This window comes from Halobaculum sp. EA56 (assembly GCF_051195075.1).
Classification (GTDB): domain Archaea; phylum Halobacteriota; class Halobacteria; order Halobacteriales; family Haloferacaceae; genus Halobaculum.
Genome location: NZ_JBNTJX010000008.1, coordinates 113,330 through 139,556, shown reverse-complemented (window position 1 = coordinate 139,556; position 26,227 = coordinate 113,330). Strand labels below are relative to the sequence as shown.

Below are 26,227 nucleotides of genomic sequence, written 5' to 3'. Positions count from 1 at the left end.
GTCGAGGGTCGCCGCCGATCACCGGTCGCCCAAGCGGTCGGCCACGTCGGCCAACTGCTCGCGCCGCGCGGCGGTCGCCTCCTCGCGGAGCGCGCGCTCCTCGGCGGTCGGGCAGTCGAGGTCCGGGACGGGGGTCGGCGTCCCGTCACCGTCGAGCGCGACGAAGGTGAGAAACGAGGTGGTGGTCCGGCGCTCCTCCCCGGTCCTGGGGTTCTCCGCGCGGACGTCCACCTTCACGTCCACGCTCGTGCGGCCGGTGTTGAACACGTACGCCTCCAGCACGGCCACCTCGCCGAGGTCGATGGGCGCGATGAAGTCGACGTGGTCGAGCGAGGCGGTGACGCACTGGCGCCGCGAGAAGCGCATCGCCGCGATGGCGCCGCAGATGTCCATCCAGTGGAGGACGGCGCCCCCGAGCGCCCGCCCGAGGTTGTTCGTGTCGTTCGGGAGCAGCAGCTCGGTCATCTCGGTGTAGGAGGCCGCGAGCGTCCCCTCGCCGTCCGCGTCGGGATCGGGGGCGGATCCGGGACCGGCGGCGGCGCCGACGGCCTCGCTGTCCTCGTCTGCCATGTCCGGACCTCGCGTCCCCGGCGGTATCAACCCCGACGGTTCGGTCGGAACGACCGGGCGACCGTGAAGGCGACGGACCGAGACGGGGCATCCGCCTCGACGGCCGAACCATTGAACCCGGCGGCGACCGTGACTACGCTACGTGATAACGAACCGCGAGATCGCGTCGGAGCGGCTCCTCGACGAGGCGCTCGCGGAGGTGGCCGAGTCGGCGCGCGAGAACGGGCTCCCGGAGGGGACGGTCGCGACGGCGCTGCGCGAGCGGGCGGCGGCGGTGGAGTCGGAGGGTGCGGGGGACGCGGAGGAGTGACGGCGGGCGGTACCGTCGCGGGACCGGACGGGGGCCCGTCGTCGCCGCGGTCCTCAGCGGTAACGGTAGTCGTCGTCCACGTCCGAGGACCCCGAGCGGCCGGTGTCGAGGTCGTCCGCGTCGGGGTCCCGCGGCGGGGCGTCGTCGTCCAGCTCGATCGTGTCGGGCGACTGCCCGGCGACGTCGATCACCTCGTCGCTCACGTGGATCGGGCACTCCAGACGGGCCGCAAGCGCGATGGCGTCGCTCGGGCGGGCGTCGAAGACGAACTGCTCGGGCTCGCCGTCCTCGTAGCGCTCGGCGGCGAGCTTCCCGTAGAAGGTGCCGTCCGCGAGGTCGTCGATGCGGACGGAGTCGACCGCGCCGCCGAACTCCGTCACCATCTCCAGCAGGAGATCGTGCGTGAGCGGCCGGTCGAACTGTTCGCCGATCAGTCCCCCCCTGATCGACCGCGCCTGGTCGGCCGTGACGAAGATCGGGAGGAGCTCCCCGCGCGCGCGAAGCACGACCGCGGGGACCTCCTCGCCGTCCGGGCCGGAGCCCACGCCGATGCCGGCGACCTCGGCCTCGTGGTCCATACACACACCACGCGGTCCGGACTTGAATACCTACCGCGCGTCGCCGCGACCGTGGAGTCGACGCCGCGCCGGGCGGACCCGTCCCCTCGCCGCGCGGCGCCGCGTGAGACTCCGACAGGCGTATACCGGGCCGACGGGAAGACGCCGGCAATGAACACCGGAACCGGACCGCGACGGGGGTGGCGCGCGTGAGCCGCGACCCCGACGCGGTCGACGACCGCGCGGCCGACGCGACGGACCGCCCCGCGGACGGCGGCGCCGGGTCGCCCGCGGCCCCCGCCGGCGGCGACGGCCCCGCGTCCGGCGGCACGCCGCGGCCCTCCAACGAGCGTGGGGAGGGGAGCGTCCGCGTCGTCGGCACGGCGCACGTCTCGGAGGCGTCCGTCCGCGAGGTCGAGGAGACGGTCGCGGAGGAACGCCCGGACGTCGTCGCCGTCGAACTCGACGAGGGGCGCTACCGCCAGATGAAGGGGGAGACGCCCGACGACCTCGACCCGGGCGACCTCCTCCGGGGCAACACGGTCTTCCAGTTCCTCGCCTACTGGATGCTCTCGTACGTCCAGACGCGGCTGGGCGACCGCTTCGACATCGAGCCCGGGGCGGAGCTGCTCGCGGCCGTCGAGACCGCGGAGGACATGGGCATCTCGGTCGCGCTCGTCGACCGCGACATCCAGACGACGATCCAGCGCTTCTGGGCGCGACTCTCCGTCCTGGAGAAGCTCCGGATGGTCGGCGCGCTCGCGTTCGGCGTCACCGACCCCCGCGTCGCGGGGGTCACCTTCGGGCTGGTCGCGGGGCTGCTGCTCGGCCCCGCGATCGGCCTGTTCGGCGGCGCCGTCGGGATCACGCTCGCGGTCCTCGAACGCGTCGCGGTCGGCGCGCTCGCCGGCGTCGTCGCCGGCTACCTCGGCGTGCGCGTCGCCGACGCGACGCTCGGGACGGGCGACGGCGCCGACGGGGACGGCCTGGTCGGCCTGGGCGTCGGCGCGGCCGTCGCCGTCGCGGCCGGCGCCGCGGTCGCGGTCACGGGTGCGGGGGTCGCCCCCGTCGCCGGGTTCCTCTCGGACACTATCGTCCGGGCGGTCGGGAGCCTCGCGCTCGGCCTCCTCGCCGGCCTCGCGGTGGGCGCGCTCGCCGCCCTCGCGATCGACGCGCTCGACCTCGCGCCCGACGACGCCGACGGGGAGTTCGAGGAGTTCGACCCCGAGTCCCTCACCGACACCGACGTCGTGACGGCGATGATGGAGGAGTTCCGCGAGTTCTCCCCCGGCGGCGCCGAGGCGCTCATCGACGAGCGCGACGCGTACATCGCCCACCAGCTCGTCGGCCTCAGGAACGAGGGGTACGACGTGGTCGCCGTCGTCGGCGCCGGCCACCGCGCGGGCATCGAGTCGTATCTGGAGGCGCCCGAGTCGCTCCCGGCGATGGACTCGCTCGTCGGGCGGGCCGACTCCGGCGGGATCCCGTGGGGAAAGATCGCCGCCTTCGGCATCTCCGCGGCGTTCGTCGCGTTCTTCGTCCTGCTGGCGATGGCCGGCGTCAGGAACGAACGGCTGCTGACGCTGTTCGCCGCGTGGTTCCTGATCAACGGCGTGTTCGCCGCGGGGCTGGCGAAGCTCGCGGGCGCGCGGTGGCGCTCCGCGGGCGTCGGCGGCGCCGTCGCGTGGATGACCTCGATCAACCCGCTGCTTGCGCCCGGGTGGTTCACCGGGTACATGGAGCTTCGCCACCTCACCGTGAACGTGGCGGACATCGGGACCCTGAACGAGCTCCTGGCGGACGAATCCCGGCCGATCCGCGCGGTCCTCTCGGACATGCTGGACGTGCCGCTGTTCCGGCTCATCGTCGTCGTCGCGGCGACGAACGTCGGCAGCATCATCGCGTCCGTGCTGTTCGCGGCGTACGTCGTGCCGGCGTTCGCCGGCACGCTCGACGCGAGCATCTCGGAGCTGATGATCCGGGGCGCGCGTGAGTCGGCCCGGATCATCTGGGGGGCCGTCGCGTGAGCCGGGGTCGACGCGGCGGGGGCGGCGGCGCGGGCGCGGGGGCGGGCTTCGCCGCCGGCGGCCTGTCCTTCTCCGGCCGGGAGCTGCGCGACTTCCTGCTCGCGTGGCTCGCGCTGTCGGTCGCGTTCGCCGTGTTCTTCGCCGGGGGCGGCTCGGTCGTGGTCCGCTCGCTCGCCGCGGGGGCGGTGGGTTCGGTCGGCGGCCTGTTCGTCGTCAGCCTGCTCACCGCCGGCGTCGCGTTCCTCCTGCACGAACTCGCGCACAAGGTGGTCGCGGTCCGCTTCGGCCAGCGCGCGGCGTTCCGCGCCGACTACGGCATGCTGTTCCTCGCGGTCGTCGCCGCCACCGCGGGCTTCCTGTTCGCCGCGCCGGGCGCGGTCCACCACCGGGGTCGGATCACGAAGCGGGAGAACGGGCTCATCGCGCTCGCGGGCCCGGTCGTCAACCTCGCGCTGGCGGCGGCGTTCGCGCCGCTGCTCGGGCTCGGGCTCGCGGGCGTCTCCTCGCTCGCGCTGACGCTCGGGACGTACGGCGTCGCGGTGAACCTCCTGCTGGCCGCGTTCAACCTGATCCCGTTCGGGCCGCTCGACGGCGCGACGGTCCGCTCGTGGTCGACGCCCGTCTGGCTCGCGGCGTTCCTCCCGAGCGCGGCGCTGGCGGTCGGGTTCGCCGTCACCCTGCTGTTCTGAGGGACGCGGCGCCCCCTCCCTCGTCGGACTCGCCTCGCTCGCGGCTCCCTCCGTTCATCCGAGGGATCGGTGTCTCCGCCGTTCTTCGCGGAACTCGCTCCGCTCGTTCCGCGTGTGATCGTTCGCCCCCTCCGGTCGCTCACGGGAACGTCGGTCTGCCGCGCGGGTCTGTGGACGGAGCGGCACAGGACCTCGCCGCCGCCTTTCGAGGCCTCGATTCACTCGGCCTCGCTGTCTCCGTGGGCGGCTCGGCCCTCCGGACCTCGCCGCCGTCCGTCCGAGGCCTCGCTGTCTCCGTGGGCGGCTCGGCCCTCCGGACCTCGCCGCCGTGGGCCGCGGCCTCGCTCCGCTCGGCCGCGCTGTCGGTGCGCTTTTGCTCCCGCCCGAACCCCTCACGACCATGACCGACGACGCCGCGGGGGACGACGCGGACACCGGGGAAGAGGAGGGACTCACCTACGCCGACGCGGGCGTCGACATCGACGCCAGCGAGGCGGCGACGGCCGCGCTCGTGTCGGCCGTCGGCGACGCCGGCGCGGAGGGGAGCGACTACGCCGGCCTGCTCGACATCGGCGACCGCTACCTCGCGCTCGCCACCGACGGCGTCGGGACGAAGCTGCTCGTCGCCGAGGCGCTGGGGGACTACTCGACGGTCGGCATCGACTGCATCGCGATGAACGCGAACGACCTCGTCGCCGCCGGCGTCGACCCGGTCGCGTTCGTCGACTACCTCGCGGTCGACGAGCCCGACGAGACGTTCTCCGAGCAGGTGGGCGCGGGCCTGCGCGAGGGAGCCGAGCGCGCCGGCGTCGAACTCGTCGGCGGCGAGACGGCGGTGATGCCCGAGGTGATCCGGGGGCTCGACCTAGCGGGGACCTGCGCCGGCCTCGTCGCCAAGGACGCCGTCTTCGACGGGCACGCGGAGCCCGGCGACGCGCTCGTCGGCTGGGCCTCCTCGGGCGTCCACTCGAACGGGCTCACGCTCGCGCGCGAGGCGGCCACCCGCGACCACGAGTACACGGACCCGTGCCCGTTCGAGGGGTACGACACCGTCGGCGAGGCGCTCCTCGAACCGACGCGCATCTATGCCGACCTCCTCGACCCGATGCGCGAACACGGCGTCCGCGGCGCGGCCCACGTCACCGGCGGCGGGTGGACGAACCTGGAGCGCCTGGGCGAGCACCGCTACGAGGTGACGGACCCCTGGCCCGCACAGCCCGTGTTCGAGTTCGTGCAGGAGCAGGGGAACGTCGCCGACGAGGAGATGCACCGCACCTTCAACATGGGGACGGGCTTCGTCGCCGCGCTCGACCCCGCGGACGCCGAGTCGCTGGCGGCCGAGACCGACGGGCGGGTGATCGGCACGGTCGCGGAGGGCGAGGGCGTCGCGGTCCGCGGGCTGGAGCTGTAAGCCGGGCGACGACACACGGCGGCGCCGCGTCGCCGTGCGTCTCTTGCCCCTCCCGGCCCAACGGCGCACGATGACCGCGGACGCCCCCGAGGAGTTCGACCTGGTCGGCGACCTCGTCGCCCGCGAGCGCCGCTCCGAGCGCCTGGCGCTCCACGCCGCCGAACTCGACCGCACGTACAGCTACTTCGACCTCTGCAACACCGCCTGCAAGGCGGGCAACGTCCTCAGGCACGTGGGCGTCCGCGAGGGCGACCGCCTCGTCGTCGACCCGACCCCGCTCCCGGAGCCGCTGCTCACGTTCTTCGGCGCCGCGCTCCTCGGCGCGGTGACGGAGTTCGACGCCGACATCGACCCCGAGAGCGACGCCCGCGCGGTCGTCGTCCCGGCCGAGCGCGAGTCGGCGTTCGACCTCCCCGGGGGCTCGAAGCTGTGCGTCTTCGGCGGCGCCCCCGACCGCCCCGACACCACCCACTGGGAGCAGGAGGTGTGGAGCGAGAACCCGGCGTTCCCGCCCACCGTCCACGACCCCGGGGACGCCGTGCTTCGCGACGCCGAGACCGGGACGACGTACTCGCACGCCGACCTGCTGGCGGCCGCCGGCGACGCGGTCGGGGCGCTCGCCCTCGACTCCGACTCCCGGGTCGCGGTGCGCGCGCCGCTGTCGGACCCCCGGACGGTCGCAGCCGGGGTGCTCGCGCCGCTCGTCGCGGGCGGGGCGGTCGCGCTCCCGGGAAGGGACGCGTCGCTCGACGCGACCGCGGCGGTCGTCGTGGACGGCGACAGCGGCGGCGACGCGCCGGAGGACCGGACGCTCGGGCTCGAGGCCGTTACGTTCCCGTCGGTCGACCCGCGCTAGCTCGCCTCCCGGATCGCCTCCAGCGCCTCGGGGTTCTCCATCGAGGAGAGGTCGCCGGGGTCCTCGCCCCGGTGAACGGCGGCGATGGCCCGGCGGATGATCTTCCCCGACTGCGTCTTCGGGAACGCCTCGACGAACAGGATCTCGCGGGGCCGGAACGGCTTGCCGTGTTCCTCGCCGACGAGGCCGCGGAGTTCCTCGCGGAGTTCCTCGCTCGGCTCGACGCCCGACTCCAGCACCACGTACGCGACGACGGCGGTGCCGGTCGTCTCGTCGTCGACGCCGACGGCCGCGGCCTGGTTCACGGCGTCGTGGTCGATGAGCACCCCCTCGATCTCGGCGGGCCCGACCTTCCGGCCGGCGACGTTGAGCGCGTCGTCGGCGCGGCCGTGGAGGAACCAGAAGCCGTCCTCGTCCTTCTGGGCCCAGTCCCCGTGGTTCCACATGGGCGGGTCGGTGTACTTCGACCAGTACTCCTCCAGGTAGCGCTCGTCGCCCGACCAGAGGCTCTTGGTCATCGAGGGACAGGAGTCGCGCGCGACGAGGTAGCCCCGCTCGTGGGAGTCGGCGATCGACTCGCCGTCCTCGTCGACGATGTCGACGTCCATGCCGAGCCCCGGTCCGCCGAGCGTACACGGCTTGAGCGGCTGGTCGGGCATCGGCATGAGGAAGCACCCGCAGATCTCGGTTCCGCCCGAGATGTTGACGATCGGGATCTCGCCGCCCCCGACGTGCTCGTAGAACCACAGCCACGACTCGGGGTCCCACGGCTCGCCGGTCGACCCGAGGATCCGGAGGCTGGAGAGGTCGTGCCCCTCGACGTGCTCGTCGCCGTGCTTGCGGAGCGCGCGGATGGCGGTGGGGGAGATTCCGAACTGCGTCACGTCGTGGCGGTCGATCGTCTCCCAGAAGCGGTCCGGGCCGGGGTGGTCGGGCGCCCCCTCGTACATCAGGACCGTGCCCCCGAAGGTGTGGTTGCCGATGAGCGTCCACGGCCCCATCATCCAGCCGATGTCCGAGACCCACCAGAAGACGTCGTCCGGCTTCCGGTCGAACCCGAAGTGGATCTCCTTGGCGCACTGCACCTGCACCCCGGCGTGGGTGTGGACGATCCCCTTCGGCGTCCCCGTCGTCCCCGAGGAGTACAGCAGCATCGACTCCTGATCGGCGGGCAGCGACTTCGTCTCGTACTCGGGGGACGCCTCGGCGACGGACTCGCTCCACCACTCGTCGCGGTCGTCGGTCCACGGGATGTCGACGTCCTCGGACGGGTCGCTGGCGCCCAGTCGATCGTGGACGACTACGTCCTCGACGTGACCAGCCTCCGCGATGGCCTCGTCGGCGGTGTCCTTCAGCAGTACCTCGCTTCCGCGGCGGTAGAAGCCGTCGCCGGTGAACAGCACCGAACACTCCGAGTCGTCGATCCGGGTCGCGGTCGCGTCGACGCCGAACCCGGAGAAGATGGGCACCGCGATGGCGCCGACCTTGAAGCACCCGTAGAGGATGCTCATCACCTCCGGCACCATCGCCATGTAGAGGCCGACCGTGTCGCCCGTCCCGACGCCCCGCGATTCGAGGTAGTTCGCGACGCGGTTCGCCCCTTCGTGGAGGTCGCCGAAGGTGACCTCGCGCACGTCCCCGGGTTCGCCCTCCCAGACGCAGGCCACGTCGTCGCGGGCGTCGCCCGCGGCGTGGCGGTCGAGGACGTTGTGCGCGATGTTGATCTCCCCGCCGGGGTACCAGTCGGTGAACTGCGGGCCGTCGGTGTCGTCGCGCACCTCGTCGTACGCCTCGTAGAACTCGATCCCGAGGTAGTCGACGACCTCGTCCCAGAACCAGTCGACGCCGGAGTCGGGCTCCCCGTCGAGGTCGGTCGTCGTGCGCTCGATGAGTTCCTCGTAGCCGTCGATGCCGTACTCGCGCATGAACGCGCGGACGTTCGTCGCCTCCGCGAACGCCTCGTCCGGCTCGTGGACGACCGTGTCGATGTCGAAGGCGGGCTCCGGGTCGCTGCTCATGGCCGGCCGTTTTTGCGGAGACGGCAAGTAGTTTTACACGGCGGACGCCCCGGGGCCGCGCGAGCCAAGAGCGAAGTACCGTCCGCGCGTGGTCGCCCCCATGACCGACGACACCGCCGCCGAGTTCGACCCCGCGACCGCCCTCGACCTCTCGGGCCGCGTCGCCGTCGTCACCGGCGGCACCCGCGGCATCGGCCGGGCCGTCGCGCTCGGGCTGGCGAACGCCGGCGCCGACGTGGTCCCCACGAGCAGGACCGACGGGGCCGTCGAGGACGCCGTCTCGGCCGTCGAGTCCCGCGGCGTCGACTCTCTCGCGTGCCCGACGGACGTGACCGACGCCGACGAGGTGACCGACCTGATGGCGACCGTCGAGGCGGAGTTGGGGGGGCCGGACGTCGTGGTGAACAACGCCGGCGTCAACCCCGCGGGCGCGCTCGGGACGCCCGAGGCGACGACCGAGGAGGACGCCGGGTTCGTGCTCGACGTGAACCTCCGGGGGGCGCTCCGCTGCGCCCGCGCGGCCGCGGAGGGTCTGCGCGCGAGCGACGGCGGGTGCCTCGTCAACGTCGCCTCCGTCGGCGGGCTGGTCGGCCTCCCCCGCCAGCACCCCTACGTCGCCTCGAAGCACGGCCTCGTGGGGATCACGAGGTCGATGGCGCTCGACTGGGCGCCGGACGTGCGCGTGAACGCGGTCGCGCCGGGGTTCGTCTTCACGGACCTCACCGCCGAGATCGAGGGGAACGAGCGGCTCGAGGAGTCGATCCGCGACCGGACGCCGCTCGGCCGGTTCGCCGACCCGGAGGAGGTCGCCGGCCCCGTCGTGTTCCTCGCCAGCGACGCCGCCTCGTACGTGACGGGGGCGTGTCTGGCCGTCGACGGCGGGTGGACCGCGCGGTGAGGGCGACGGAACGGACGGAATCCCCCGCGTCCCGTCGCCGGCCCGTGCGGCCGCCGTCCCCACAAACGGTAACTCCCGGCCCCCCGTACCGTTCACCATGTACGTCCGCGACGCCAAGAACCGCGACGAGGCGTGGCTGCTCGATCGCATCGAGGAGATGGGGCTCGACGAGCGCTCGTTCCGGTCGCGGGACTACGTCATCGCGGTCGACGAGGGGTCGAACGCCCGCGCCGGCTTCGGCCGCCTCCGGATCCACAAGACCGACGACGGCGAGTTCGTCGAGTTGACAGGGATCGGGGTGCTAGAGACGTGGCGCGGCCAGGGGGTTGGCGCGCACGTGATCGAGCGGCTCGTCGAGAAGGCGGGCGACCAGGGGTTCGACGAGGTGTACTGCTTCACGCCGACGGCCACGTACCTCGCGCAGTTCGGCTTCGAGGCGCTCGAGGAGGGGGGGGTGCCCGACGCCCTCGCCGAGCGGCTGGAGGTGGTGCGCCGGGACAGCGAGGGCGACGTGACGCCGCTTCGGCTCCGCCGCGACCGGTTCGAGATGCCCGACCGGCTCCGCGAGCGGTTCAAGAACGCCACGCCCGAGGGTGGCGACCCCGAGCCCTCCCCGGAGGAGGCCGCCGAGGACTTCGGCATCGACCCCGACGAGGCGACCTACAAGTACGACACCGGGCGGTAGTCGGGACCGTCCGCCCGGGGCCCCTCGCGAGCGTCGCGACCCGGCGTCTCAGGTGCGCCCCTCGAGGAAGTTCGTCGAGAACACGAGGTACGCGAGCATCGAGCAGAACAGGACCGGCGGGAGGATCAGGAAGCCCCACAGCGGTTCCAGCCCCTGAAACAGGATCAACACCACGTTCCCGACGCCGATCGCGAGGAACGGCAACACCGCGAGCGCGGCCCGCTTGCGGTTGCGGCCGGACGACTCCCCCTCCGGCCCGCCGGGGCCGACGTCGCGCGCCTCGGCCGTGTCGCTCGCGCCCGTGGGCATACCCGGAGTCGGGTCCCGGGCCATAAAAAGAGCGCGCTCGCCGGTTCCGGGTTCAGTTCACGGCGTCGTCGTCGAACCGGGAGGCGACGGTCACCAGCCCGAACAGCCCCCCGAGCAGCAGCAGCGAGAGGAGGGCGCCGTAGGCGGCGACGGCCGCCGGCGACCCCGGGACCGTGACGACGCCGAACATCCGCACCGCGTCGACGGCGTTGTTCGCCGCGACGACGTAGCCCGCGGCCGCGGCGAACAGCGTGACGACCGCCGCCGCTCCGAGCAGGTACGGCCGGCCCGACGCCTCGACGGTCCCGTCCTCGCCCTCGACGGCGGTGTCGGCCCCCCCACCGCTGCCGGCGCCTGCTCCCTCGCCGTCGTCGACGGCCGCGCCTCGATCGCTCACTGCCGGCGGTTGGGCCGCGGGGAACAAGGCGCTGTCGGGCCGGCGGCGAGGCCTCGGCCGTCCGCCGTCGGCGCCGCATCCGCGTCGCCGGCCGCGGGTCCCGGAACCGCCGGGGTGGGTTCCGTGGTGCCCACGTTTAAGCACGGAGCGGCGGACCGTCCGGGTATGACCGAGGACACCGCAGACTCCGCCGACCCCGCCGACGACCCGCTCGTCGCCGCCGCCCGCGAGGCGTTCGCTGACGCGTACGTCCCATACTCCGAGTACCCGGTCGGCGCCGCGCTCCGCGCCGCCGACGGGACCGTCTACGTCGGCTGCAACATCGAGAACGCGAACTACTCCAACTCCCTGCACGCCGAGGAGGTCGCGATCGCGGAGGCGGTGAAGGCGGGCCACACCGAGTTCGACCGCCTCGCGGTCGCCTCCGACGCCCGCGACGGCGTCACCCCCTGCGGGATGTGTCGCCAGACGCTCGCGGAGTTCTGCGACGCCGACCTGGAGGTCGTCTGCGACGAGGGCGACTCGCTGGCGACGTACACGCTCGGGGAACTGCTCCCCGACACGATCAGCCTGGAGACGCTGACGGACGCGGCCGAGCGGCGCCGGCAGCGGTGAGACGAGGGCGGTGACGGGAGGCGAACCGGGCCGGCGTCGGCGTCAGACCCCGTCGAGCAGCCGCCGGAGGAAGCGGTCCTGGTTCGGGAGGTCCTCGCGTCCCTCCCGGTCGTCCGACAGCGCCAGCCACCGGAGGACGACCACGAGGTCGTGTTCGGGGTCGACCCAGACGACGTTCTGCCCGTGCCCGAGCATCGCGTACGCCGACTCCGGCGCCGACGGCCACAGCGTCCGGTCGGTGTTGAGCCACAGCAGGAAGCCGTAATTGGGGTTCTCCGGGCACGGCTCGATCGCCCGCTCGACCCAGTCCGCCGAGAGCAGTCGCGTCCCCTCCCACCGACCCTCGGCGAGGAGGAGGTGACCCGCCCGCGCGAGGTCGCGCGCGGACGCCCACAGCCCGCCGCCCCAGTGGCCGCCGCCGGAGACCGACCGCATCGTCCGGCCCTCCACCTCCACGTCGGAGTTGTGGTAGCCGTGCCACTCCCACGTCCGCGTCGCGCCCGCGGGGTCGAGCACCTCGTGGGCGAGGACCCGGGGAAGCGGCTTCGCCCACAGCCGAAGCAGCGACAGCGCGAGGCGGTTGATCCGCACGTCGTTGTACTCCCAGTGGGTGCCCGGCTCCTCCAGGTCCCGCCCTTCGCCCTTCCCGGGTCCGCCGGTCTTGCCCACGCCGCGGTTGCGGTCGACGGAGTCGGGCCGGTCGAACAGCGTCCCCTCCCACTCGCTGGTCTGCTGCAGGAGGTGTCGCCACGTGATCGACTCGTTCTGTTCGGAGTCGAAGCCGCCGTCGTCGGCGTGGCCCTCGCTGTCCGCCACCCGCCCGTCCAGTTCGAACAGGCCGCGGTCCCACGCGACGCCCGCGACGACCGAGAGGAACGACTTCGCCACCGAGAACGAGTGGTCGACCCGGCGGGTGTCGCCCCACTCGGCGACCAGCCGTCCCCCCTTCAGGATCAGGCCGGCGGGGCCGCCGCGGCGGTCGGGCATCGGTCCGAGTGTGTAGCCGAGTTCGCCCTCGCTCTCGTCCCACGGCTCCTGGTTCGAGAAGTCGTACGCGACCTGTTCGGGCGGCGTGCCGGTCGTCAGGTGGAACTCGACGGCGTCCTCGACGGCGGCGGGGTCGAGCCCGACCGCGCTCGGGTCGGCGCGCGCGAACCCTTCGTCGCCGGGGGCTGGGAACTCCATGTCCGGGCGTCCGCGCGGGGGCCGAAAAGCGGCGGGAATCCGGCGAAGCGGACGACCCGGCGGAGCGACGGGATCGAACGCGTCCCGTCCCCCGGCCCGATCGCCGTTCCCGTCCGCGTGCGCTTCGCCGGTCCGCGAAAGCGAGCGAACTACAAGGGCCCTCGCAGAAGTCCGACGACATGAGCGACACCGACCCGAGCGACGACAGCGAGGACCCCAACGACGAGGTCCAGTACCACGTCGAGGTCGCCCCCGGCGACGTGGCCGACACCGTCCTGCTCCCCGGCAACCCCGAGCGCGTCGACAAGGTGACCGCGCTGTGGGACGAGTACGACGAGCGGGCCTTCCACCGGGAGTACCGCACCGCGACCGGCGAGTACGACGGCGAACCGCTCTCGGTCACCTCCACCGGTATCGGCTCCCCCTCGGCGGCCATCGCCGTCGAGGAACTCGCGCGCGTCGGCGCGGACACGTTCATCCGCGTGGGCTCCTGCGGCGCCATCCAGGAGGGGATGGACGTGGGCGACCTCGTCATCACCTCGGGGGCCGTTCGCCAGGAGGGGACCAGCGCGGAGTACGTCCGCGAGGACTACCCCGCCGCCGCCGACCACGAGGTGGTCTCGGCGCTCGTCGCCGCCGCCGAGCGCCTCGGGTACGACTACCACGTCGGGATCACGATGTCGGCGGACTCCTTCTACGCCGGGCAGGGTCGCCCCGGGTTCGAGGGGTTCGAGGCCGCCGGCAGCGACACGCTCGTCGAGGAACTCCGGGAGGCGAACGTGCGGAACATCGAGATGGAGGCGGCCGCCATCCTCACCATCGCGAACGTGTACGGCCTCCGCGCCGGCGCGGTGTGCACGGTGTACGCCAACCGCGTCACCGGGGAGTTCCGAACGGAGGGCGAGTCGCGGGCGGCCGAGTGCGCCAGCCTCGCGGCGGCGCTCCTGGCGCGCATGGACGAGGTGAAGCGTGAGGCGGGCGTCGACCGCTGGCACGCCGGCCTGTCGCTGGAGTAGGCGGGATCCGCGTCCCCGTCCCGTCCGGCGGTCGGTCCCCGGGGATCGCGAGACGGCGAGCCGTCCGCTGCCGGCGGTTTCAACACGTCTTTATCCTCCGACTCGGAACCGAACCGTATGAGTACGCAGGTCGTCGTCGTCGGGGCCGGGTACGCCGGCGCCGGGACGGTGAAGTCGTTCGAGAACGCGATCGAACCCGGCGAGGCGGAGCTGACGTGGGTGTCGGAACACGACTACCACCTCGTCCTCCACGAGGCCCACCGGGTCATCCGCAAGCCGGAGGTCGAGTCCAAGGTGGCGATCCCGGTCGAGGAGATCAAAGCCGACGACACGGACTTCGTGAAGGGCCGCGTCACCGAGGTCGACACCGACGAGCGCGTCGTCCGCACGCGCGACGGCGAGGAGGTCGACTACGACTACCTGCTCGTCGCCGTCGGCTCGGCGACGGCGTTCTTCGGCATCGACGGCCTCCGCGAGCACGCGCTCACGCTCAAGAGCCTCGACGACGCCCGCGAGATCCACCGGGCGGTCAGGGAGGCCGGCGAGGAGGCGACCACGACCGACCCCGCGACGGTGATCGTCGGCGGCGCCGGCCTCTCGGGCATCCAGTCGGCCGGCGAGATCGCGGAGTTCCGCGACGACCACAAGGCCCCGATCGACATCGAGCTCGTCGAGGGACTCGACTCGGTGTTCCCGAACAACGACCCCGAGGTCCAGGGCGCCATCCGAAAGCGCCTCCTCGAGAAGGACGTCGGGATCCACACGGGCGAGTTCATCTCGAAGGTCGACGAGCACGCCGTCTACCTCGGCGGCGCCGAGGAGGCGTACTACGGCGAGGACGGGAACGGCAGCGCCCCCGAGGAGGAGGAGATCGACTTCTCGGACGACCTCGTGATGGACTACGACGTGTTGCTGTGGACCGGCGGCATCACCGGTCACGAGGAGGTCGAGGAGTTCGACGTCGACGCGGACGACCGCACCGGGCGGGTGTACGCCGAGTCGACGTTCGAGACGAGCGACGACCGCGTGTTCGCCATCGGCGACACGGCGCTGGTCGAGCAGGGCGACGACGAGGTCGCCCCGCCGACCGCCCAGGCCGCCTGGCAGGCCGCCGAGGTCGCCGGCGAGAACCTCGCGCGCGCCGTCCGGGGCGCCCCGCTCAAGTCGTGGCAACACGAGGACAAGGGGACGCTCATCTCCGTCGGCGAGGAGGCGATCGCCCACGACGTGCAGGGCGTCCCGATCAACACGTTCGGCGGCCCCGGCGCGAAGGTCCTGAAGAAGGGCGTCGCGAGCCGGTGGATCGCCGACATCACGGGCATCGGGCGCGCGGTCAACGCCTGGAGCGACATGTGAGACGGGCGGACTGACGACGCGCGACACCCGGGGGACGGACCGCGCGCCCCGCTCGGTCCGGGGCGCTACCCCCCGTCAATTTCCGTTCTCTCGGCGCTCCCGTCGCTCGGAGCGCTCGGTCCGTCCGCCCCCCGTTCGGTCCCGCGGTGGCCCCTCCCCGGATCGGACCCCGGACTCACCCCTCGGCTCCCGGTCGTCGCCGCGGCGGTCCTCCCGGGTGTCGAGGTGGCGGCTCCGCGCGTGACCGCGGAACACGTCGAGGGCGAACCGGCCGGCGGAACGGACCCCGTCACGGACTCGCCGCAACACGTCCGCGTCGCCGTCGTCTGTCGGTTCTTCGGTCATGCGAGCGCGCGTCGTCTCCGGTCGGTCGGTCGACGGTCCGGCGCGGTCCCGGCCCGACGAGTCAGTGCTCGGGCGGGTCGGCGGGCGCCTCCATGCTGTCGATCTTGAGGATGAGCACGGAGGCGGTGTCGTCCTTGCCGTCGACGGTCCCCTCGATGACGAGCTTCGACAGCGGCGTCGGGCCGACGGTCACCTTGTCGCCCTCGTGGAAGTCGCGGACGGACGCCTGGACGTGGATCTCCGCGCGGCACAGCTCCGGGTGGTGGACGGACGTGAGGTTGATCTCCTGGACGTTGACGTCCTCCAGCCGCTCGCCGTCGTGGAACAGCGGCGTCGCGGCCGGCTCGTCGAGGCTCTGGAGGTCCAGCGCCTCGAACGCGTTCGCGGTCGGCTTGTACCCGCCCTTCGGTCCGGGTACCCCCTCGACCAGCTGGAGCGCCTTGAGGCTCTGCATCTGGTTGCGGATCGTGCCGGCGTTGCGGCCGACCGCCTCCGCGATGGTCTCGCCCTTCACCGCGTCCTCCTCCTCGCGGTAGAGGTTCACCAGCTCGTTGAGTATCTTCCGCTGACTGTCGGTGAGTTCGATCGAGGACATTTGTTCAGGGTTTTCCGGGAAACTGCATAAAACCACGGACCCGGGGCGCGCACGCGAGCCGTCCCCACACGTCCGATCGGCGGATCGGCCGACAGGTGTCGTCGCCGCCGTCGGCGTCGGTCTCGGGGTCGTCGCCGAGGGGGGCCGCGGACGGCGACGGCGCCGTCGCGGACGCCGACCGACACCGCTTTCGGGGTCGCGGCGGGCAGGTGGGGTATGAACGACTCCCGCGTGCTCGTCACCGGCGGGGCGGGCTTCATCGGCTCGAACCTGGCGAACTCCCTCGCCGCCGACGGCAACGACGTGATCGCCCTCGACAACGAGTTCCTCGGCACCCGCGAGAACCTCGCGGACGACGTCGAGTTCGTCGAGGCGGACGTGCTCGACGACGACCTCCCGACCGACGTGGACGCCGTGTTCCACCTCGCGGCCCTCTCCTCCCGGCAGATGCTGGAGGAGCATCCCCGGCAGGGCGCCCGGGTGAACATCGAGGGGTTCGTCAACGTCGTCGAGCAGGCCCGCGCGGACGGCTGCGAGACGGTCGTGTACGCCTCCACCTCCTCCATCTACGGGAGCCAGACGGAGCCGTGCCCCGAGGACATGGACGTGGAGGCGTCGACGGGCTACGACGCCTCGATGATGGGGCGGGAGCGCTACGCCGAGTACTACGACGACTTCTACGACGACCTGTCGCTGGCGGGGATGCGGTTCTTCTCCGTCTACCAGGGGTACGGCGGCAACGAGGAGCACAAGGGCGAGTACGCCAACACCGTCTCGCAGTTCGCCGCACAGATCGCCCGGGGGGAGTCCCCCGTCCTCTGGGGCGATGGCTCCCAGACGCGCGACTTCACGCACGTCTCCGACGTCGTCCGGGGGCTGGTCCTCGCGGCCGACCACGGGCTCTCGGGCGTGTACAACCTCGGCACCGGCGAGAGCTACAGCTTCAACGAGATGGTCGACATGATCAACGACGTGCTCGGCACCGACGTCGAGCCGGTGTACGAGCCGGTCCCCATCGAGAACTACGTCTACCACACGAAGGCGGACGCCTCGAAGTTCAGGGAGGCGACCGGCTGGGAGCCCGAGGTCGACTTCACGGACGGCGTCCGCGAGGTCTGCGAGCCGTACCTCGACGGTTGACTGCCCCGACTCGGACGGCCGCGGTCGCCTCCGACCCCGCGGACCCCGCCCCGGACGCGGCGCCCGGAACCCCCCGTTTTGAAGCCCCCGGACGCCGGCCATCCGGTATGACCGTCCGGATCATCGGCGTCCCGACCGACTACGGCCAGGACCGACGCGGCGTCGACATGGGCCCCTCCGCCATCCGCTACGCCGGCCTCGCGGACGCGCTCGCGTCCGCGGGCGTGGACGCCGTCGACGCCGGCGACCTCTCGGTCCCGCGCGCCGAGGAGCGCGACCCCGACTCCCGCCAGCCGAGCCGGGGGAACGCGAAGTTCCTGCGCGAGACGGAGGAGGTGACGACCGCCCTCGCGGACGCGGTCGCCGACGCCGTCGCCGACGGCGACACCCCGCTCGTGCTCGGCGGCGACCACTCGGTCGCCATCGGCTCCCTCCGGGGCAGTTCGCGCGACGCCGAGGTCGGCGCCGTCTGGTTCGACGCCCACGGCGACTACAACACCCCGACGACCTCCCCCTCGGGCAACGTCCACGGGATGCCGCTGGCGGCGGCCCTCGGCCACGCGGAGTGGGCGGACGTCGACTGGGCCAACGCCCCCGGGCTCAGCGAGGAGAACGTCGCGTACGTCGGCCTGCGCGCGCTCGACGACACCGAGCGCGCCGCCATCCGCGACTCGGAGATGACCGCCTACACCATGTCCGACATCGACGAGCGCGGCGTCGCCGACGTGGTGGAGGCGGCGCTGTCGGTCGCGGGCGACGGCGTCGACGGCGTCCACGTCAGCCTCGACATGGACTGGCTCGACCCGACCATCGCCCCCGGCGTCGGCACGCCCGTGCGCGGCGGCGTCACCTACCGCGAGGCCCACCACGCGATGGAGCTGGTCGCGGCGGCCGACGCCGTCCGGTCGATGGAGGTGGTCGAGGTGAACCCGGTCCTCGACGAGTCCAACGAGACCGCCGAACTCGCGACCGAACTCGTCGCCAGCGCGTTCGGAAAGCGCATTCTCTAACGGAACCTCCTTCCCGGGAGGGGTTCCTCGTGCTCGTGGTTCGGAAGGCGCGGCGCGCCTTCCGTCATCACGAAAGACGGCGACGCCGTCTTTCGACCGACGTCGCTCGCACTGCGGGAACCCTCCCGGCAAACCAGTTCGTGTCGTCGGATTCCGGAGGAACCCGACTGCTGACGGGGGATCCGTGATTTCCCGTAATGCCAAAGCCGTTCGCTCGGGCCTTCGGCCCTCGCTCACGGACTCGCGCCGGTGAAAGCGGTTGTGTAGCGTTCACTCCGTCGCTATTTCGTCCCCGTTCTCCGCATCCGATACGCTCACAGTCCCCTCGGCCGCAGCCACCCGTATCCGCTGGAGCGACGTCTCGACCGACGCCGACCTCGTCGCTTACAGTCGCGACTACGCCGAGTCGGCGGTCGCGACGTACGACTACCGCCTCCCGTCGCTCGATGTCGTCGCCGAGTGGCGCGTCTCCGGGCGCGCCAAGCGACGGGCCGCGGCGGTGAAGCACCCGCGGGTTCCGGGCGCGAGCGTCGGCGACCCGCTCGACTGGGACGCCGTCCGCCGCGAGCACGGCGACCGACGCCCGGGCCCTGACTCCCGGTTCGACGACCTCCGCGAGTGCCACGTCGTCTGCTCGCGCCGGGCGGCCGACGCCTACGGCGAGGCGGAGTGGCGCCGCGTCCTCCGGCACGAACTCGTCCACGTCGAACAGTTCGCCCGGTTCGGCGCGACCGGCCACGGCGCGTGGTTCCGCGGGCGCGCCGACGCGGTGAACGCCGACCGGCACTGTCCCGCGTTCCACCGGGGACGGTACCTGGTCCGCTGTCGGGGCTGCGGCGACGTGGTCGCGGACCGGTGCCGGCGCTGTCGGACGACGCGGCTCGCGGACCTGCCGACGGAGGACCAGCGGGGGCGACTCGCACCGACGGACTGCTGCGGGGCCTACTACGAACTGGAGGACACCCGGTCGGGGGAATGACCGCGCCGGCCACTCGTCGCCGCGGGCAGGGAGTCGAGGCCGACTACGCGCCGTCCTCGACGCGTTCGGCCGGGAGCACGTCGACGGACGCGACCTCGTCGCCGTCCTCCAGGTCCATCACGGTGACGCCCATCGTGTTGCGGCCGATGGTGGAGATGTCCTCGACGCGGGTGCGCATGATCTGGCCGCCGGCGCTCATCGCGAACAGGTGGTCGCCGTAGGTGACCGCCTCGACGGCACAGACCCGGCCGTTTCGCTCGTTCGTCTTGATGTCGATGAGCCCCTTCCCGTTGCGGCTCTGGACGCGGTACTCGTCGAGGTCGGTGCGCTTGCCGTAGCCGTTGGCCGTGACCGTGAGCACCCAGTTGTGGGCGGCCTCGTCGATGGCGGCGAGGCCGGCGACGCGGTCGTCGCCCTCCAGCCTGATGCCGCGCACGCCCCGGGCGGTGCGGCCCATCGCGCGCACCTCGTCCTCGTCGAAGCGGATCGCCATCCCGTCGCGGGTGCCGATCACGAGGTCGCGCTCGCCGTCGGTGACCTCCACGTCGGCGAGGGCGTCGCCCTCCTCCAGTTTGATCGCCCGGATGCCCGTCGAGAGGATGTTGTCGAACTCGTCGCCGGCGGTGCGCTTCACGTACCCGCCCTCGGTGACCATGGTGAGGTACTCCTCGCCGTCGAGGTCGGCGCAGTTGACGACGGCGGTCAGCTCCTCGTCGTCGTCGAGGTCGAGGACGTTCACCGCCGACTTCCCGCGGGCGGTGCGACCCATCTCCGGCACCTGGTACGTCTTCAGCTGGTACACCTGCCCCTGGTCGGTGAAGCACAACAGGTAGTCGTGCGTGGACGCGAGGAACACCGAGGAGACGCGGTCGCCCTCCTTCAGGTCGGTGCCGATGATCCCCTTGCCGCCGCGGTTCTGCGCGCGGAAGTCGGCGGCGGGCATCCGCTTGATGTAGTCGTCCTCCGAGAGCACGACCACCGACTCCTCCTCCGGGATGAGGTCCTCGTGGGTGACGGTGCCCGTGTCCTCGACGAAGCCGGTGCGGCGCTCGTCGTCGTACTCCTCTTTGATCTCGCGCAGTTCCTCCTTGATGACGTCGAGCAGTTCCGACTCGGAGTCGAGGATCTCGTTCAGGCGCTCGATCCGCGCCTGCACCTCCTCGTACTCCTCCTCGATCTCGGCGGCCTCCATCGAGGTGAGCGAGCCGAGCTGCATCCGGACGATGTGCTCGGCCTGCTCCTCGCTGAAGTCGAAGGCGCCCCGGAGGGCCGCCCTCGCGGCGTCGCGGTCCTCGCTCTCGCGGATCGTCTCGACGACGTCCTCGACGTTCTCCAGCGCCTTCAGGCGCCCCTCGAGGATGTGTGCGCGGTCCTCGGCCTCGCGCAGGTCGTACTCCGAGCGCCGGGTGACGACCTCTTTGCGGTGCTCGATGTAGTGCTCCAGCGTCTCCTTCAGCGTGAGCACCTTCGGCTGGCCGTCGACCAGCGCGAGGTTGATCACGCCGAACGTCGACTCCAGGTGGTGCTCCAGCAGCTGGTTCTTCACCACCTCGACGTTCGCGCCGCGTTTCAGCTCGATGACCACGCGGACGCCGTCGCGGTCGGACTCGTCACGGAGGTCGGCGACGCCCTCGATGACGCCCTCGTTGACGTCCTCGGCGATCCGCTCGACGATGCGCGCCTTGTTCTCCTGGTACGGGAGCTCGGTGACGACGATGCGCTCGCGGTCGTTGCCGTACTCCTCGACCTCCATCTCCGCACGGACGCGGACGCGACCCCGGCCGGTCGTGTACGCCTCGCGGACGGAGTTGCGGCCGACGATGTTCGCGCCCGTCGGAAAGTCCGGCCCCTTCACGTGCTCCATCAGGTCCGCGACCGTCGCGTCGGGGTCGTCGATCAGCTCGATGGTCGCGTCGATCACCTCCCCGAGGTTGTGCGGCGGCACCTTCGTCGACATGCCGACCGCGATGCCGGTCGAGCCGTTGACCAGCAGGTTCGGGTACGCCGCCGGGAGCACGTCCGGCTCGGTCAGGCGGTCGTCGTAGTTGGATGAGAAGTCGACGGTGCCCTTCCCGATGTCGGACAGCAGCTCCTCGGCGATGGACGACATCCGCGCCTCCGTGTACCGCATCGCCGCGGCGGGGTCGCCGTCCATCGACCCGAAGTTCCCCTGGCCGTCCACCAGCGGGTAGCGCATGGAGAACTCCTGGGCCATGTTCACCAGCGTGTCGTAGATGGCGGAGTCGCCGTGCGGGTGGTAGTCCCCCATCGTCTCGCCGACGATGGAGGATGACTTGCGGTGGCTGGTGTTGCTGGTGACGCCCATCTCGTGCATCGCGTAGAGGATGCGCCGGTGGACGGGCTTGAGGCCGTCGCGCACGTCGGGCAGGGCGCGGCCCGCGATGACCGACATCGCGTAGTCGATGTACGACTGCTCCATCTCGTCCTCGATGCGGACGCGGTCGACCTGCGCCGCCCGCACCTCGTCCGGGTCCACGTCGGGGACGTCGGAACTCATCGATACGCCTCCGTCGTCGTGTGTCCGTGTCGCGTCATGCCTGTCGTCCGTGTCGTGGCTGTCGTTCGCGTCGTCGCCGTCGGCTCCGTGTCGGTGTCGGCGTCGGTCGCTCGCATCAGATGTCCACCCACTCGGCCTCGGGCGCGTGCTCCTTGATGAACTGCTTGCGCGGCTCCACCGAGTCGCCCATCAGGACGTTGAACATCCGGTCGGCGGCGGCGGCGTCGTCGATGGTGATCTGCTTGAGCACGCGGTTCTCCGGGTTCATCGTCGTCTCCCACAGCTGTTCGGGGTTCATCTCCCCGAGGCCCTTGAACCGCTGGACCTGGTCGGGGTTCCCGTCGCACTTCTCCTCGACGATGGCCTCCCGCTCGGCCTCCGTCATCGCGTCGTAGGTGTTCCCGCGGTACCGGATGCGGTACAGGGGAGGCTGGGCCGCGTACACGTACCCCGCCTCGATGAGCGGGCGCATGTGGCGGTAGAACAGCGTGAGCAGCAGCGTCCGGATGTGCGCGCCGTCCACGTCCGCGTCGGTCATCATGATGACCTTGTGGTAGCGCGCCTCCTCGATGTCGAACTCGTCGCCGATGCCGGTGCCCACGGCCGTGATCATGTTGCGGATCTCCTCGTTCTCCAGCACGCGGTCGAGCCGGTGCTTCTCGACGTTGAGGATCTTCCCCCCGAGCGGGAGGATCGCCTGGAACTCGGGGTTGCGGCCCTGCTTGGCCGAGCCGCCGGCGGAGTCGCCCTCCACGATGAACAGCTCTGAGTTCTCGGGGTCGCGGGACTGGCAGTCCGCGAGCTTCCCGGGGAGCGCCGTCGACTCCAGCGCGGACTTGCGCCGGGTGAGCTCCTCGGCCTTCTTGGCGGCCTTGCGGGCGCGGGCGGCCTCGGCGGCCTTGTTCACGACCGCCTCGGCGACGTCCGGGTGCTCCTCGAAGTAGGTGCCGAGGTTCTCGTGGACCGCCGACTCGACGATCCCGCGGACCTCGGAGTTCCCCAGCTTCGTCTTCGTCTGCCCCTCGAACTGCGGGTCCGGGTGCTTCACCGAGATGACCGCCGTCAGCCCCTCGCGGACGTCCTCGCCCTTCAGGTTGCCGTCGAGGTCGCCGACGAGGCCGTTCTCGTTGGCGTAGTCGTTGACGACGCGCGTCAGCGCCGTCTTGAAGCCGGTGAGGTGGGTTCCCCCCTCGCGCGTGTTGATGTTGTTGGCGAAGGCGTGGACCGACCCCTGCAGCTCGTCGGTCGCCTGCATCGCCACCTCCACCTGGACGACGCCGTCCTCGGCGGACTCCTCGTCCTCGAAGTAGATCACGTCGCGGTGGAGCGGCGTGCGCGTCTCGTTGAGGTACTCGACGAACTCGCGGATGCCGCCCTCGTAGTGGAACGTCTCCTCGGCGCCGTCGCGCTCGTCCGCGAGCGTGATCTCGACGCCGGAGTTGAGGAACGCCAGCTCGCGCAGCCGGTTCCCGAGCGTGTCGAACGAGAAGTCGGTCGTCTCGAAGATGTCCGCGTCGGGCCAGAACCGGATCGTCGTGCCCGTCCCCTCGTCGTCGTTCAACTCCCTGACGCGTTCGAAGCCGTCCGCCTCGGGTTCGCCGTGGTCGAAGCGGTGGCGCCAGACGTACCCGTCGCGTTTCACCTCGACCTCCAGCCACTGCGAGAGGGCGTTGACGACGGAGACGCCGACGCCGTGGAGTCCGCCCGAGACCTGGTACGACTTGTTGTCGAACTTCCCGCCCGCGTGGAGGACGGTCATGATGACCTCCAGGGCGGGCCGCTCGTACTTCTCGTGGGTGTCCACCGGGATGCCGCGGCCGTCGTCGGAGACGGAGACGGAGCCGTCGTCGTGGATCGTCACCGCGATCTCGTCGCAGTGGCCCGCGAGCGCCTCGTCGATCGCGTTGTCGACGACCTCGTAGACCAGATGGTGGAGGCCGCGGGAGTCCGTAGAACCGATGTACATCGCCGGGCGCTTGCGGACGGCCTGGAGGCCCTCCAGCACCTGGATCTGCCCGGCGCCGTACTCACTATCCCCTGAATCTGACATAGGAACTTGCCCTACCCTAACGGTGCCCTGGTTATAAGTCCTCCCACGCGCGCGCGTGAGCGGGCCGTGATACCGTCCGGTGGTCGCACCTGTTCGTCCCCTTGACCTGACTCTCCGCCCGCCCCAGACGCCTCGGGGCGGACTGAACGGTCGGTCGGGGTTGATCACAGATATCCGACACGCCCGCGAGCGAGGGGTCCCATCCCCCGCGGTCGGCCGTTCACTTTCACCGCGGTGAGGACACGGTTATAACCCCACGTCGGATAGGAATCGCCACGAGAATGACGTCGTTTCAGTCGCAACTCGGCGAGGAGCAGGGGATCGCCGACGAGCTGGCCGAGAGCCAGCGGGAGATCTCCATCGCCGAGTTCTTCGAGAAGAACAAGCACATGCTCGGGTTCGACTCCGGGGCCCGAGGGCTGGTCACCGCCGTCAAGGAGGCCGTCGACAACGCGCTCGACGCCTGCGAGGAGGCGGAGATCCGGCCGGACATCTACGTCGAGATCCGCGAGGTCGGCGACTACTACCGCCTCGTCGTCGAGGACAACGGCCCCGGGATCACGAAGGAACAGCTCCCGAAGGTGTTCGGGAAGCTCCTGTACGGGAGCCGCTTTCACGCCCGCGAGCAGTCGCGCGGCCAGCAGGGGATCGGCATCTCCGCGGCCGTCCTCTACTCGCAGCTCACCTCCGGCAAGCCCGCGAAGATCACCTCCCGCCCGAAGGGGCAGGCCGACGCCCAGTACTTCGAGCTGATCATCGACACGGACACGAACGAGCCGGAGATCAGGGCCGAGCGGACCACCTCCTGGGACCGCTCGCACGGCACGCGCATCGAGGTGGAGATGGAGGCGAACATGCGCGCGCGCCAGCAGCTCCACGACTACATCAAACACACCGCGGTCGTCAACCCCCACGCGCGCCTCGAGCTCCGGGAGCCGGGGCTGGCGGAGCCGCTGAAGTTCGAGCGCGGCACCGACCAGCTGCCGGCGGAGACGACGGAGATCCGGCCCCACCCCCACGGGGTCGAGCTCGGCACGCTGATCAAGATGCTGGAGGCGACCGAGAGCTACTCCGTCTCGGGGTTCCTCCAGGAGGAGTTCACCCGCGTCGGCAAGAAGACCGCCGACAAGGTGCTCGACAACTTCCGCGACCGCCACTTCGGCCGGGAACTCGGCTGGAGCGCCGACGCCGACGCCGTCGAGGACGCCGTCGCCGAGGCGGTCTCGAACAAGGGCGCCGACGCGACCGGCTTCTTCGCGGGCGAGGTCGCGAGCACGCTCGCCTCGCGCGAGCGCACGAGCCACCACGAGCTCGTCGGGATCGTCGGGGAGGTGGCCGACGCCGCCGAGGAAGAGTACGGCACCCGCTTCGGCGCGACCGTCCGCGAGAACGCCGTCGAGGCGGCGTGGGCGACGATGACCGCCTACGACGAGGACGCCGGCGAGGACGAGCTCACCGACGACCTGTACGGCCTCGTCGACGAGGCGACCTCCACCCGAAAGGACGACGCCGTCGTCGCCGGGATGGCCGAGCGGCTCGCCCGCCGCTTCGCCGCCGGCGACGGACGGTTCCGGATCGACCGCGACGACCTCGCCCGCCTCGTCGACGACGCGGCCGACGACACCGAGGAGTTCGACGACGCCACCTTCGGGGAGACCGCCCGCGGGAACGTCGTGGAGGCGCTGTGGTCGCGGATGGTCACCGTCCCGGACGACCCGCCGAAGGTCCGCGAGGCGGCCGGCGACCGCGACACCGCCTCCGAGCTGCTGGAGGCGATGCGCGAGACGGACATCCTCGCGCCGCCGACGGACTGCCTGGCGCCGATCACCGCGGAGCTGGTCGAGGCGGGCCTGCGCAAGGAGTTCGACGCGGACTTCTACGCCGCGGCGACGCGCGACGCCGAGGTCCACGGCGGCGACCCGTTCATCGTCGAGGCCGGCATCGCCTACGGGGGCGAGCTGGAGGACGGCGGGCAGGCCGACCTGCTCCGGTTCGCCAACCGCGTCCCGCTGGTGTACCAGCGCGGCGCCTGCGCGACCACCGACGTGGTCAAGCGCATCGGCTGGCGCAACTACGGGCTCGACCAGCCCGGCGGGTCGGGGATGCCCAACGGCCCCGCGGTGATCATGATCCACGTCGCCTCGACGAACGTGCCGTTCACCAGCGAATCGAAGGACGCCATCGCGAACGTCCCGGAGATCGAGGACGAGATCGAGCTGGCCGTGCGCGAGGCCGCCCGCGAGCTGAAGAGCTACCTGAACAAGCGCCGGTCGATGCAGAAGCGCCGCGAGAAGCAGGACGTGCTCGGCCGGATCCTCCCGGAGATGGCCGACAAGGTCGCGGAGGTGACCGGCCGCGAGCGGCCGAACATCGACGGGGCGATGGCGCGCATCATGAACAACGTCGGCGTCGAGCGCGAACGCGACGGCGACACCGTCCGACTGATCGTCGAGAACCACTCCGACCGCAACGAGGAGCCGGACGTGACAGACATCGTGAGCGTCGAGCCGACGGACGTGCCCGAGGAGGCCACCGTCGTCGACCTCGACGGGGAGTGGTTCGTGAAGTGGAGCCCGACGGTGCCCGGCGGCGAGGAGGCCGTCCTGGAGTACACAGTCGCCGGCGACGCCGACTTCGACGTGAACGTCGACGGCATCGAGACCGAGAAGCTGACCGTGAACGCCTGAGACC

General features: G+C 71.6%; 23 protein-coding genes. 14 read left to right on the top strand and 9 right to left on the bottom strand.

Going from position 1 to position 26,227, the window contains the following annotated elements; translation table 11 throughout:
- Window positions 1-18 precede the first annotated feature (18 nt).
- Window positions 19-465: an acyl-CoA thioesterase gene (locus ACQUQ1_RS14450; protein ID WP_435065042.1), complete on the bottom strand. Its 447-nt coding sequence runs from the start codon at window positions 463-465 to the stop codon at window positions 19-21.
- A gap of 247 nt (window positions 466-712) precedes the next feature.
- Here ACQUQ1_RS14450 and ACQUQ1_RS14445 point away from each other — a divergent pair, with 247 nt between their 5' ends.
- Window positions 713-880 (top strand): hypothetical protein, encoded by a 168-nt coding sequence (locus ACQUQ1_RS14445; protein WP_435065008.1) that lies wholly within the window; start codon window positions 713-715, stop codon window positions 878-880.
- Window positions 881-933: 53 nt separating this feature from the next.
- On the opposite strand, the gene ACQUQ1_RS14440 is transcribed toward ACQUQ1_RS14445, so the two are convergent.
- Window positions 934-1,458: a bifunctional nuclease family protein gene (locus tag ACQUQ1_RS14440; RefSeq protein WP_435065007.1), complete on the bottom strand. Its 525-nt coding sequence runs from the start codon at window positions 1,456-1,458 to the stop codon at window positions 934-936.
- A gap of 188 nt (window positions 1,459-1,646) precedes the next feature.
- Between ACQUQ1_RS14440 and ACQUQ1_RS14435 the strand changes: the two genes are divergently transcribed.
- The 4 genes from ACQUQ1_RS14435 to ACQUQ1_RS14420 all read left to right on the top strand — a co-directional run bounded on the left by ACQUQ1_RS14435 (window position 1,647) and on the right by ACQUQ1_RS14420 (window position 6,420).
- On the top strand, window positions 1,647-3,464 hold the full coding sequence (locus ACQUQ1_RS14435; RefSeq protein WP_435065006.1) for a TraB/GumN family protein: 1,818 nt from the start codon (window positions 1,647-1,649) through the stop codon (window positions 3,462-3,464).
- A 62-nt stretch (window positions 3,465-3,526) separates the two neighbouring features.
- Window positions 3,527-4,153, top strand: a complete 627-nt coding sequence (locus ACQUQ1_RS14430) for a metalloprotease (protein WP_435065041.1) — start codon at window positions 3,527-3,529, stop codon at window positions 4,151-4,153.
- A gap of 400 nt (window positions 4,154-4,553) precedes the next feature.
- The gene (purM, locus tag ACQUQ1_RS14425; protein ID WP_435065005.1) at window positions 4,554-5,564 is read left to right on the top strand and encodes a phosphoribosylformylglycinamidine cyclo-ligase; all 1,011 of its coding nucleotides are present in this window, start codon (window positions 4,554-4,556) and stop codon (window positions 5,562-5,564) included.
- A 70-nt stretch (window positions 5,565-5,634) separates the two neighbouring features.
- Window positions 5,635-6,420, top strand: coding sequence for an acetyl-CoA synthetase (locus ACQUQ1_RS14420; protein WP_435065004.1), 786 nt, complete (start codon window positions 5,635-5,637; stop codon window positions 6,418-6,420).
- Here ACQUQ1_RS14420 and ACQUQ1_RS14415 read toward each other — a convergent pair.
- A complete protein-coding gene (locus ACQUQ1_RS14415; protein ID WP_435065003.1) occupies window positions 6,417-8,438 on the bottom strand; it encodes an AMP-binding protein in 2,022 nt (673 codons plus the stop codon). The two genes, ACQUQ1_RS14420 and ACQUQ1_RS14415, sit on opposite strands and share 4 nt — an antisense overlap.
- 100 nt (window positions 8,439-8,538) lie before the next feature.
- Between ACQUQ1_RS14415 and ACQUQ1_RS14410 the strand changes: the two genes are divergently transcribed.
- Both ACQUQ1_RS14410 and ACQUQ1_RS14405 read left to right on the top strand, forming a co-directional pair.
- The gene (locus ACQUQ1_RS14410; RefSeq protein WP_435065002.1) at window positions 8,539-9,336 is read left to right on the top strand and encodes an SDR family NAD(P)-dependent oxidoreductase; all 798 of its coding nucleotides are present in this window, start codon (window positions 8,539-8,541) and stop codon (window positions 9,334-9,336) included.
- 97 nt (window positions 9,337-9,433) lie between these two features.
- The gene (locus ACQUQ1_RS14405) at window positions 9,434-10,021 is read left to right on the top strand and encodes a GNAT family N-acetyltransferase (RefSeq protein ID WP_435065001.1); all 588 of its coding nucleotides are present in this window, start codon (window positions 9,434-9,436) and stop codon (window positions 10,019-10,021) included.
- Window positions 10,022-10,069: 48 nt separating this feature from the next.
- Here the strand turns inward: ACQUQ1_RS14405 and ACQUQ1_RS14400 are convergent, their stop codons facing one another.
- On the bottom strand, window positions 10,070-10,330 hold the full coding sequence (locus ACQUQ1_RS14400; RefSeq protein ID WP_435065000.1) for a hypothetical protein: 261 nt from the start codon (window positions 10,328-10,330) through the stop codon (window positions 10,070-10,072).
- Between the two features lie 52 nt (window positions 10,331-10,382).
- A complete protein-coding gene (locus ACQUQ1_RS14395) occupies window positions 10,383-10,727 on the bottom strand; it encodes a DUF7520 family protein (protein ID WP_435064999.1) in 345 nt (114 codons plus the stop codon).
- A 165-nt stretch (window positions 10,728-10,892) separates the two neighbouring features.
- On the opposite strand from ACQUQ1_RS14395, the gene cdd reads away from it, so the two are divergent.
- The gene (gene cdd, locus ACQUQ1_RS14390; protein WP_435064998.1) at window positions 10,893-11,342 is read left to right on the top strand and encodes a cytidine deaminase; all 450 of its coding nucleotides are present in this window, start codon (window positions 10,893-10,895) and stop codon (window positions 11,340-11,342) included.
- A gap of 42 nt (window positions 11,343-11,384) precedes the next feature.
- Here the strand turns inward: cdd and ACQUQ1_RS14385 are convergent, their stop codons facing one another.
- Window positions 11,385-12,527 (bottom strand): serine hydrolase domain-containing protein, encoded by a 1,143-nt coding sequence (locus ACQUQ1_RS14385; protein ID WP_435064997.1) that lies wholly within the window; start codon window positions 12,525-12,527, stop codon window positions 11,385-11,387.
- Window positions 12,528-12,706: 179 nt separating this feature from the next.
- Here ACQUQ1_RS14385 and ACQUQ1_RS14380 point away from each other — a divergent pair, with 179 nt between their 5' ends.
- A complete protein-coding gene (locus tag ACQUQ1_RS14380; protein WP_435064996.1) occupies window positions 12,707-13,543 on the top strand; it encodes a nucleoside phosphorylase in 837 nt (278 codons plus the stop codon).
- Window positions 13,544-13,660: 117 nt separating this feature from the next.
- Window positions 13,661-14,899 (top strand): NAD(P)/FAD-dependent oxidoreductase, encoded by a 1,239-nt coding sequence (locus tag ACQUQ1_RS14375; RefSeq protein ID WP_435064995.1) that lies wholly within the window; start codon window positions 13,661-13,663, stop codon window positions 14,897-14,899.
- 406 nt (window positions 14,900-15,305) lie between these two features.
- On the opposite strand, the gene ACQUQ1_RS14370 is transcribed toward ACQUQ1_RS14375, so the two are convergent.
- A complete protein-coding gene (locus ACQUQ1_RS14370) occupies window positions 15,306-15,839 on the bottom strand; it encodes an HTH domain-containing protein (protein WP_435064994.1) in 534 nt (177 codons plus the stop codon).
- Window positions 15,840-16,055: 216 nt separating this feature from the next.
- Here ACQUQ1_RS14370 and ACQUQ1_RS14365 point away from each other — a divergent pair, with 216 nt between their 5' ends.
- The 3 genes from ACQUQ1_RS14365 to ACQUQ1_RS14355 all read left to right on the top strand — a co-directional run bounded on the left by ACQUQ1_RS14365 (window position 16,056) and on the right by ACQUQ1_RS14355 (window position 18,968).
- Entirely contained in the window at window positions 16,056-16,979 is a 924-nt protein-coding gene (locus ACQUQ1_RS14365; RefSeq protein ID WP_435064993.1) for an NAD-dependent epimerase/dehydratase family protein, read from the top strand.
- 107 nt (window positions 16,980-17,086) lie between these two features.
- The gene (gene rocF / locus ACQUQ1_RS14360; RefSeq protein ID WP_435064992.1) at window positions 17,087-17,989 is read left to right on the top strand and encodes an arginase; all 903 of its coding nucleotides are present in this window, start codon (window positions 17,087-17,089) and stop codon (window positions 17,987-17,989) included.
- 259 nt (window positions 17,990-18,248) lie between these two features.
- A complete protein-coding gene (locus tag ACQUQ1_RS14355; RefSeq protein ID WP_435064991.1) occupies window positions 18,249-18,968 on the top strand; it encodes a SprT-like domain-containing protein in 720 nt (239 codons plus the stop codon).
- A 43-nt stretch (window positions 18,969-19,011) separates the two neighbouring features.
- Here ACQUQ1_RS14355 and gyrA read toward each other — a convergent pair whose 3' ends face one another.
- Together gyrA and gyrB are read right to left on the bottom strand one after the other, a co-directional pair.
- Window positions 19,012-21,486, bottom strand: coding sequence for a DNA gyrase subunit A (gene gyrA, locus ACQUQ1_RS14350; protein ID WP_435064990.1), 2,475 nt, complete (start codon window positions 21,484-21,486; stop codon window positions 19,012-19,014).
- A 115-nt stretch (window positions 21,487-21,601) separates the two neighbouring features.
- Window positions 21,602-23,536 (bottom strand): DNA topoisomerase (ATP-hydrolyzing) subunit B, encoded by a 1,935-nt coding sequence (gyrB, locus tag ACQUQ1_RS14345; protein WP_435064989.1) that lies wholly within the window; start codon window positions 23,534-23,536, stop codon window positions 21,602-21,604.
- A 281-nt stretch (window positions 23,537-23,817) separates the two neighbouring features.
- Here gyrB and ACQUQ1_RS14340 point away from each other — a divergent pair, with 281 nt between their 5' ends.
- Window positions 23,818-26,223, top strand: a complete 2,406-nt coding sequence (locus ACQUQ1_RS14340) for a DNA topoisomerase VI subunit B (protein ID WP_435064988.1) — start codon at window positions 23,818-23,820, stop codon at window positions 26,221-26,223.
- Window positions 26,224-26,227: the final 4 nt, after the last annotated feature.